Source organism: Nocardia sp. NPDC004582 (assembly GCF_053602115.1).
In genome coordinates, this window is the sequence record NZ_JBSGCY010000199.1 from 1 (window position 1) to 9,284 (window position 9,284).

A 9,284-nucleotide genomic window follows, 5' to 3' on the forward strand; every position below is an offset into this window, starting at 1 on the left:
GTCCGCCCGGAGCGGGCGGCGGCGCGCCATAGCCGGGAGCTGCCGGAGGTGGAGCGGCGCCCGGCGCCGAGGCCAGCCAGGCGGTGTCGGACTTGCGGTAGCGCCGCCGGGACGCCTGCTCACGACGTTCCTCCTCGGCCTTGCGCCAGCGGGCGAGCTCGAGATCGTTGAGCGCGAAGTTCTGGAGTTGGATCCCGCCCCAGGTCTCCTCGCCGGTGACCTGCCCCTCCACGGTGGCGCCCAATCCCAGTGGCACCGCGACGAATTGCCGGATGGTGCCCTTGCCGGAATTGATGCCGTCCAGCCACGGCTGCCGGGGCAGCACCACATAGTTCTGCGGATCGCGATCGAGCCGGGCGCTCCACGGCTTCCCCGACACCGCGCACACCTTGCCGACGCCGATCTGCAGCGCCGCGGGCTCCTTCGCGGAGAACGACAGCCACATGGCCTCGCGCAGGTACATGGGCAGCATGACACCGCCGCGTTCGGCCCACTCCGGCGGCACCGAGGCGGCGAAGTCCGCCACCCGGCGCACCGGGAACTCGCCGAGCCCGGGCGGCAGCGGATGCGTCCCCTGCTCGGGCAGTCTCAGCGTGCGGATGAACCGTACCCCCACCTCACCGGGCAACACCAGGGTGTTCCCGTCCAGCCGTACCGCGTCTCCTCCCATGCTCCGACCCTACGCCCGCCAATCCGCTTGCCGACACCGGAATTTCAGCTTCGCACCCCCGACCGGCACGAACGCGCCCCGCTCGAGGCTCGAGCGGGGCGCGTTCCAGGGCTCGGAGTCAGAACTCCACGAGGCCGTACTCGCCGACCCGATCGCTGAGCACCCGCAGGTGCTCCAGGTCGCCGCCCAGGGTGCGGGCGATGGCGGTGAGCCGGGCGACATAGTGGCTCACCGGGTACTCGGTGGTGATGCCGATGCCGCCGTGCATCTGGATCGCTTCCTGCCCGATGTGCCGGGCCGAGCGCCCGACCTGCAGTCGCGCCCGCGACGCCGCGACCCGGTCCGCGGAACCGTCGGCCACCGCCGCGGTCGCGTACAGGCTCATGGAGCGGGCCAGTTCCAGCGAGACGTACATGTTCGCCGCCCGCTGGGTCAGCGTCTGGAACTTCGACAGCGTGACCCCGAACTGCTTGCGCGTCTTCAGGTAATCGGTGGTGAGGCGCAGGGCCTCCTCCATCGCGCCCAGCGATTCCGCGCACAGGCTCGCCTGCGCCGCCACCGTGACCGCGTCGATCACCGACTGGGCGTCGCCGCCGTCGCCGAGCGGTTCGGCTGCCGCGGAGGCGAATTCGAGCTGCGCGCCGCGCCGCCCGTCGAAGGTGCGGAACGGGGTGCGGGTGACGCCCTCGGCGTCGGCGGCCAGCAGGAACAGTCCCACTCCCCCGCCCGGCAGCGTGGCGCTGACCACCAGCTGATCGGCGCAGTCGCCGTGCGGCACCGGATTCTTGACGCCGGTGATCCGGTAGCCGTCCCCATCCGGCACCGCGGTGGCGGACAGGTCGGTGGCGGGCCACCGGACACCGGGCTCGTCGTGCGCGAAGGCCAGCAGGAGCTCCCCGCCGGCGAGGGCGGGCAGCACCCGCTGCCGCTGTTCGGCGGTGCCCGCGCGGGCGATCAGCCCGCCCGGGACCAGCACGGCGTCGAGGTAGGGCTCGGGCGCGCCGCGGCGGCCGATCTCCGCCATGACGACCATGGTCTCGACCGGGCCGGCGCCCACGCCGCCGTCCGCCTCGTCGAAAGGCAGTCCGAGGACGCCCAATTCGGCCAGCTGCCGCCACACGTCGCGGTTCCAGCCGAGTTCGGTGTCGATGACCTTCAGGCGCGTCTCCGGGTCGTAGGCGCGGCCCAGCAGGTCCCGGACCGTATCGCGCAGCATGACCTGTTCATCGGTGAGTTCGAAATCCATGGCGGCGGCTCACAATCCGAGGATGGTGGAGGCGATGATGGTGCGCTGCACCTCGCTGGAGCCTCCGTAGATGGTGGTCTTGCGGTAGTTGAGGTAGCCGGGGCCGCTGCGCTGCGCCCAGCCGGGCGAGGCGATGTCGGCGGCGTTCACCGGCAGCGCGTCCGGACCGGCGACCTCGAGCAGCAGTTCGGTGGCGGCCTGCTGCAGCTCCGAACCGCGCAGCTTCAGCACCGAGGAGGCCGGATTCGGCTTGCCGTCACTGGAATTCGAGATCACCCGCATCAGGGTGAGCTCCAGCGCCAGCAGCTCGTTCTCGATCTCGGCCACCCGCGCGGCGAAGACCGGATCCTCGAGCAGCGTGCCGCCGCCCGAACGGATCTGCGCCGCATACTCTTTCGCGACGCCCAGCTTGACCTTGGTGCGGCCCACGCCGGTGATGCCGGTGCGCTCGTTGCCGAGCAGGAATTTGGCGTAGGTCCAGCCCATGTTCTCCTCGCCGACCAACTGGTCGGCCGGGACCCGGACGTTCTCGAAGAAGACCTCGTTGACCTCGTGGTGGCCGTCGATCAGCTTGATCGGGCGGATGGTGACGCCCGGGGTCTTCACGTCGAACAGCAGCATCGAGATGCCCGCCTGCTTCTTGACGTTCGGATCGGTGCGGACCAGGCAGAAGATCCAGTCGGCGTACTGGGCCAGGGTGGTCCAGATCTTCTGGCCGTTGACAATGTAGGAGTCGCCGTCGCGGACCGCGGTGGTGCGCAGCGAGGCCAGGTCCGAACCCGCGTCGGGCTCGGAAAAGCCCTGGCACCACCAGATGTCGAGGTTGGCGGTCGGCGGCAGGAAGCGCTGCTTGAGCTCCTCGGAGCCGAACTGGGCGATGACCGGGCCGATCATCTGGGCGTTGAAGGTGAGCGGCTCCGGCACCGACGCCAGCTGCATCTCGTCTTCCCAGATGTGCAGCTGCATGGGCGAGAAGTCGCGGCCGCCCCATTGCACCGGCCACTTGGGCACGGCGAGGTGGTTCTCGTTGAGGATGCGGTGGGTGGTGACGATGTCATCGCGAGAGAGCTCGAGACCGTACTTGACGCGGTCGCGGATCTCCGCCGGGATCTTGGTCCGGTAGAACTCGCGCAGTTCTTCCCGGAATGTCACCTCATCGGGTGAAAGGGCCAGCTTCATTGCTTCTCCCGAGCGTCGCTGTGATGTCGCCATCAAACCTACCCCCCGGTAACGATCGGTTTGTCACCCGGATCACACCCGGCGGCAGGCGCGGCGGCGCGGCGCGCACACCGAACTGGTACGTTGCCGGAGAATCCGATACCGCGATTTCGCGGCGTCGGGCTGTCCAAGCTCGGCGAGAATCACGACCACGCAGGAGCAGCCAGAGTGAACGGCAGCACGCTTTTCCCGCGCGCCGCGGCGATCGCCGCGATGACCACCGTCGCCGCCCTGGGCGTCGGCACGGCCGCGGCCGATTGGACCGAGACGACGCCCCAGATGGCCATCGACCAGCTCACCCAGGCCGTCGGCGACAATGTCGCGGGCAAGACGGCGGTCGCCGACATCGCCAAGACCGCGCAGCTGATCGCCGCCGCGAAGATGGAAAACGTTCAGTTCACGCCGTTCTCGTATCTGGCCCCCACCCTGGGCTGCGGTTTCAACATGCCGTTCAGCCTCACCTCGGCCACCGCCGTCACCGGCGTCGCGGGCCCGGCCGCCACGGTCTCGCTGCCCGCCGGCACGGTCAGCTTCCAGGTCATGGCCCAGCAGAACGGCTTCCCCCTCTCCTCGGGCCTGACCGTCGCCTGGCTGAACCTGAACAACGGCCGCAGCGGCATCACCGCCCTCGACGACCACACCGAATACAGCCTCCCGACGCTGTCGAAGAACGTCGAGACCGGCCCGGGCACCGTGATCGCCTCGCTCTGGGGCACCATCGACTACCCCAACGCCCGCTGCGTCGTCCTCCCGACCGTCGGCCTCTCGACCGTCCCGGACGCCCCCGCGGCCCAGGCCACCCCGCCCGCCGCCACCCCGGCGAGCCCCGACGCCTCCGGCGCGACCCCCTCGACCACCCCGGCCGCGCCGACCACCGCCGCGCAACCGCCGAGCGCCGACACCCCCGGCAGCGCCCCCGCTTAGCCCCCCGAAAACACAACGCCCGCATCCATTCCGGATGCGGGCGTTTGTTTCGGAGTCGCCACCGCGCGAGCGCGGCGTCGCGAGCTCAGAAGCGCGGCTTGCGCCGGTGCTGGTCCGGGCGCTTGCCCTCGCGGCGCGGGGCGCGGCTCATGGAGCGGCCTCCCGGCGGGCCGGCGTCGAGCTGCAGGTCGATGAGCTGGCCGCTGATGCGGGTGCGGCTCAAGGCGTTCAGCGTCTCGTTGGACAGGTCGGCGGGGAGCTCCACCAGCGAGTGGTCGGGGCGGATGGAGATGTGCCCGAAGTCGCTGCGGCGCAGGCCGCCCTCATTGGCGATGGCTCCCACGATCGCGCCGGGCGCGACCTTGTGCCGCTTGCCCACCGAGATCCGGTAGGTGACCAGCTCCTGGCCGGTCACCCGGTGGCGGGACGGGCCGCTCGGCTCGCGGCGTTCCCGCGGGCCGCGTTCCCGGTCGTCGAAGGAGCGGGGGGCGCGTTCGCGGCGCTCGCGCGGGGCGGGCTCCGGGTCGGGCTCCATGAAGAAGTTGTCGCCGTCGTGGCCGCCGACCGCCAGCGCCGCCGCGATGTCCACCAGCGGGATGTTGTGCTCGCGCTCGTATTCCTCGATGAGCTTGCGGAACAGCGGCAGGTTGTCCGAGTTGAGGTTCTCGGTGATGGCGTCGTGGAACTTGGTGACGCGCTGGGCGTTCACGTCCTCCACGGACGGCAGCTGCATCTCCTGGACCTGCTGGCGGGTGGCGCGCTCGATGGCGTCGAGCAGCCGGCGCTCGCGCGGGGCCACGAACAGCAGCGCCTCACCGGAGCGGCCCGCGCGGCCGGTGCGGCCGATGCGGTGCACGTAGGACTCGGTGTCGTGCGGGATGTCGTAGTTGACGACGTGCGAGATGCGTTCCACGTCCAGGCCGCGGGCGGCGACGTCGGTGGCGACCAGGATGTCGAGCACACCGGACTTGAGCTGGCCGATGGTGCGCTCACGCTGCGCCTGCGCGATGTCGCCATTGATGGCGGCCGCGGAATACCCACGCGCGCGCAGCTTTTCGGCCAGCTCCTCGGTGGCCTGCTTGGTGCGCACGAAGATGATCATGGCCTCGAAGGACTCGACCTCGAGGATTCGGGTCAGCGCGTCCAGCTTGCGCTGATACGACACCAGCACCCAGCGCTGGGTGATGTTGGTGTTGGTGGAGGTCTTGGCCTTGACCGTGATCTCGGTCGGGTTCTTCAGGTACTGCTTGGAGATCTTGCGGATCGCCGAGGGCATGGTGGCCGAGAACAGCGCGACCTGCTTCTCGTCGGGCGTGTCGGCGAGGATGCGCTCCACATCGTCCTGGAAGCCCATCTTGAGCATCTCGTCGGCCTCGTCGAGCACCAGGTACTGCAGCTGCGACAGGTCCAGGGTCCCGCGCTCGAGGTGGTCGATGACGCGGCCCGGCGTGCCGACGACCACCTGCGCACCGCGCTTGAGACCCGACAGCTGCACCGCGTAGTTCTGCCCGCCGTAGATGGGCAGCACGTGCAGGCCGGGCATGTGCACCGCGTACCGGCCGAACGCCTCGGCGACCTGGATCGCGAGCTCTCGGGTCGGGGCCAGCACCAGGGCCTTCGGGGCCTTGCCGGTCATCTCGATGCCCATCAGGATCGGGATGGCGAAGGCCGCGGTCTTGCCGGTACCGGTCTGGGCCAGGCCCACCACGTCCGCGCCGTCGAGCAACGGCGGAATCGTCGCCGCCTGGATGGGCGACGGCGACTCGTAGCCGACATCGGCGATGGCCCGCAGAATGCGGTCATCGATGCCGAGATCGGCGAAGGACGGGCCGGAAACGTCCCTCTCGTCGTCAGTGGGAACGCTGTCGGCCGGTGAGGTGCTCATTGCCATGGATTTTACTGCCTGCTAGCTGCGGGGTTGACCATCGGGTGAATACCCTGGGAGTCGTGCAACCGGACAACCCGCCCGCGCCCGCCCTCCCGCCGCCCTCGAGTCCGGTTTCCGGACTCGGAAATACCGAAGTCGCACCCGTCCACAACTACGTCGCCGGGACCCTGGCCACCGCGGATGCGGCCAGCTCGGGAGCCGTGGCGACGGCCGCGCCCGAACCCGGCGCGGCGGCCCGGCGGCAGGCCGGCACCGCACCCGCGGGTTCGGTGGACGTGGCGGTGGTGCAGTTCGATCCGCACACCGACACCGTGGCCAATCTCACCGCTCTGCGCGCCGAGGTCAAAGCGGCCAGCGAACTCGGAGCGAAGGTGGTGGTGGCCCCCGAGTATTCGATGTTCGCCACCAAGCGCCTCGACGAGCGGGTGCTGGCCGCGGCGGAACCGCTCACCGGCGAGTTCGTCACCGGATTACGTGGCGTGGCAGCCGAATTCGGCGTGCACGTGGTCGCGGGCGTGGTCGAGGCCGGAGGCCCGGACCAGCCCGCCGGGCACATCTACAACACCCTCGTCGCCGCCTCCCCGGACGCCGAGTTCGCCGCGGTGTACCGAAAAGTTCATCTGTACGACGCTTTCGGCTCCCGCGAATCCGACCTACTCATCCCCGGACCGCTCGACCAGTCCCAGACCTTCACCGTCGACGGGGTCGTGTTCGGCATGCAGACCTGCTTCGATCTGCGCTTCCCCGAAGGCATTCGCCGTCTGGCCGCCGCCGGCGCGCACACCCTGCTGCTGCCCGCGCAGTGGATTCCCGGTCCCGGCAAGGTCGATCAGTGGACCACGCTGCTGCGCGCCCGGGCCATCGAGAACACCATGTACGTGGCCGCCGCCGACCAGGCCGCGCCGCGCGGCTCCGGCGCCTCCATGATCATCTCCCCCACCGGTGCGGTGCTGGCCGAACTCGGCGATCAGCCGGGCATCGCCACCGCTCGCGTCGATCTGGGGCACCTGGGCGAGGTCCGGACCACCAACCCCAGCCTGGCGCTGCGCCGGTACACCATCCGCGGCGAATGAGCCCCCGGTGAGCCGGGGCTCACGCAACTAGACTGAATATCGATGATCTATCCGGATCGGGGGGCCGCCGGGCGTGCGCTGGGTGGGGTGTTGGAGCACCTGCGCGCGGCGGATCCGCTGGTGCTGGGACTGCCCCGCGGCGGGGTTCCGGTGGCGGCGGCGGTGCACGAGGCCATCGGCGGGGATCTGGACGTACTGCTGGTCCGCAAGCTGGGGGTGCCGTGGCAGCCGGAACTGGCCATGGGCGCGATCGGCGAGGACGGGGTCCGGGTCCTCAATCGCGACGTCGTGCGGCATACCGGCGTGACCCGCGAGCAGCTGGCCGATATCGAGCACGTCGAACGGGCCGAGCTGGAGCGGCGCCGGCGCGTGCTGCGCGAGGGGGCGCCGATCGACATGACGGACCGGACCGTGGTGATCGTCGACGACGGCATGGCCACCGGCGCGACCGTGGCCGCCGGATGCGAGATCGCGCGTCGGCACGAGCCCCGGCGGGTGGTCGTGGCGGTGCCGGTGTCCTCGGCCGAAGCGCTGGACCGGATCCGGGCCATCGCCGATGAGGTGGTGTGCCCGATGGTGCCGCGCAACCTGGGCGGGGTGGGCGGCGCGTATCGCGACTTCCATCAGCTCACCGACGCGGAGGTGGTGCGGCTGCTGCGGCCCGCGAACGCCCGCGACCCGGAACGGTGAACGCCGTCAGACCAGCGAGCGGGCGTGCACGAAATCGACCACCTCGGCGGTGACCGCGGCGTGCGCGGGCTCGTGCAGCAGATCGTGGCCGGTGTCCGGATAGGCGAGGAAACGCGCCCCGACCTGTTCGGACCAGGCGCGGACCGGATCGATCGGCGCGCGCCGATCATCCGCGCCGTGCACGATCAGCACCGGCAGGCCCTCGGGCAGCCGGGGGCCCGGCCAATCCGATTCACTGGCGGTCGCCGCGGCGGCGCGGGAGCGGGCCTCGGCCGAACTTCCGCCGGAAACCGTATGGCCGCGGCCGCGATTCGCGACCGCGCTGCCGCGCGCGGACTTCGGCGACCGGCCCTCCAGCACCGCCTGCGGCGTACCGGAGAGCACCAGGCCCGAGAAGTCCCGCGGTCGCGCGTCCCGCAGCACCGCCAGCGCGGTGGCCGCGCCGAGCGAGTGGCCCATCAGGAAGGGCGTGGAGTCGGAGTGTTCGTGCACCTGATCCAGGAACATGCGCGCGTCGGCGGCCAGTTCGTGAATATTGCCGGGCCGCTCCGGGTCTCCTTCGCTGAGACCGTGGCCCGAGGTGTCCAGGGCCCAGAGTTCGATTCCGTGGGCGGCGAGGGCCCGGGCGAACCGATGGTAGTGCGCGCTGTGCTGGCCGATTCCGGGTAGCAGAGCCAGGACGGCCTGCGCGTTGTCGAGCTGCCATCGTCGGTAGTGAAGGCGGCCGCGAGCGCCCGCGAGGTAAAGCATCGGCAGATTGTGACAGACCGGACGCGGCTATGGGGGAGCTCCGAACAGGCAACTGGCCAGTAATGACCGGAGGGGCCGAACGGTCGGCTCGAGTTCTCGGTCCGGGGCCGCTCGCGGCGGACCGGACCGGACGGGCGACCCGGTCCGGCCCGCCGGGCGACACGCCGGAATGGCGGGCCGATTTCTGGCGTCCGACCGGGCGCTGAGCCGATCCGGGCCACCGCGACGCGCACGAGTCGCGTTGTCTCCCAACACCGCCCGCAAACGGGCGCTGACGTGGGCGGCTCGCGGCCCGGACGGCCCGGCGCGCGGGTCCCACCTGGCGGCACATCACACCGCCCGCAGTCATTACGCTATGGCCGACTCGGCACGTGACGATCCCCGGCCGGGCGGGCGGAGCAATGGCACAGGAGGGCCGCGGTTGATGCTGTTCGGTGATCGTGTCGTGTGCAGCACCGGAGACCTGGTGGCGGCGGCGCGTTGTGAGTTCGCGCTGCTGCGCGCGCTCGACGCCGAACTGGGACTGGTGACCCCCGTCGAGTTCCCGTCGCGCGGGGCCCTCACGCGCATCCCGGACCCGGCCGTCGAACATCGCCTCGCCGACCTCCGTGACCGCCACGGCGACGCGGTCACCCGCATCCGCCTATCCCGGGCCGCCGCGGCCGCTCTCGGCGTGGCCGCCCTCACGCCCCCGGACGCCGACCCGCTCACGGGCCTACCCGACGACCATCCCCGCGCGCTACGCCGCGACACCGCGGCCCCCGAGCACACGCGGGACGAGGCGCTGGCCGGACTGCGGGTCGCGCACGAGCAGACCGCGGCGGC

At 71.0% G+C, this 9,284-nt stretch carries 7 protein-coding genes and 2 pseudogenes; 4 read left to right on the forward strand and 5 right to left on the reverse strand.

Annotation, left to right across the window (positions count from 1 at the left end):
• From ACWELJ_RS31685 to ACWELJ_RS31695, 3 genes and pseudogenes are all read right to left on the reverse strand, one after another.
• A pseudogene (locus tag ACWELJ_RS31685) lies at positions 1 to 670 on the reverse strand (hypothetical protein); the annotation flags it as partial.
• Positions 671 to 788: 118 nt separating this feature from the next.
• Positions 789 to 1,916 (reverse strand): acyl-CoA dehydrogenase family protein, encoded by a 1,128-nt coding sequence (locus ACWELJ_RS31690; protein ID WP_452369759.1) that lies wholly within the window; start codon positions 1,914 to 1,916, stop codon positions 789 to 791.
• A gap of 9 nt (positions 1,917 to 1,925) precedes the next feature.
• Positions 1,926 to 3,095, reverse strand: a complete 1,170-nt coding sequence (locus tag ACWELJ_RS31695; RefSeq protein ID WP_452369760.1) for an acyl-CoA dehydrogenase family protein — start codon at positions 3,093 to 3,095, stop codon at positions 1,926 to 1,928.
• 207 nt (positions 3,096 to 3,302) lie between these two features.
• On the opposite strand from ACWELJ_RS31695, the gene ACWELJ_RS31700 reads away from it, so the two are divergent.
• Positions 3,303 to 4,058 (forward strand): hypothetical protein, encoded by a 756-nt coding sequence (locus ACWELJ_RS31700; protein ID WP_452369761.1) that lies wholly within the window; start codon positions 3,303 to 3,305, stop codon positions 4,056 to 4,058.
• Between the two features lie 85 nt (positions 4,059 to 4,143).
• On the opposite strand, the gene ACWELJ_RS31705 is transcribed toward ACWELJ_RS31700, so the two are convergent.
• Entirely contained in the window at positions 4,144 to 5,943 is a 1,800-nt protein-coding gene (locus tag ACWELJ_RS31705) for a DEAD/DEAH box helicase (RefSeq protein ID WP_452369762.1), read from the reverse strand.
• 272 nt (positions 5,944 to 6,215) lie between these two features.
• On the opposite strand from ACWELJ_RS31705, the gene ACWELJ_RS31710 reads away from it, so the two are divergent.
• Positions 6,216 to 7,019, forward strand: coding sequence for a carbon-nitrogen hydrolase family protein (locus tag ACWELJ_RS31710; RefSeq protein WP_452369765.1), 804 nt, complete (start codon positions 6,216 to 6,218; stop codon positions 7,017 to 7,019).
• Between the two features lie 42 nt (positions 7,020 to 7,061).
• Positions 7,062 to 7,709, forward strand: coding sequence for a phosphoribosyltransferase (locus tag ACWELJ_RS31715; protein ID WP_452369763.1), 648 nt, complete (start codon positions 7,062 to 7,064; stop codon positions 7,707 to 7,709).
• Positions 7,710 to 7,715: 6 nt separating this feature from the next.
• Here ACWELJ_RS31715 and ACWELJ_RS31720 read toward each other — a convergent pair whose 3' ends face one another.
• The gene (locus ACWELJ_RS31720) at positions 7,716 to 8,459 is read right to left on the reverse strand and encodes an alpha/beta hydrolase (RefSeq protein WP_452369764.1); all 744 of its coding nucleotides are present in this window, start codon (positions 8,457 to 8,459) and stop codon (positions 7,716 to 7,718) included.
• Positions 8,460 to 8,883: 424 nt separating this feature from the next.
• Here ACWELJ_RS31720 and ACWELJ_RS31725 point away from each other — a divergent pair.
• Positions 8,884 to 9,284: pseudogene (locus ACWELJ_RS31725) on the forward strand (hypothetical protein); the annotation flags it as partial.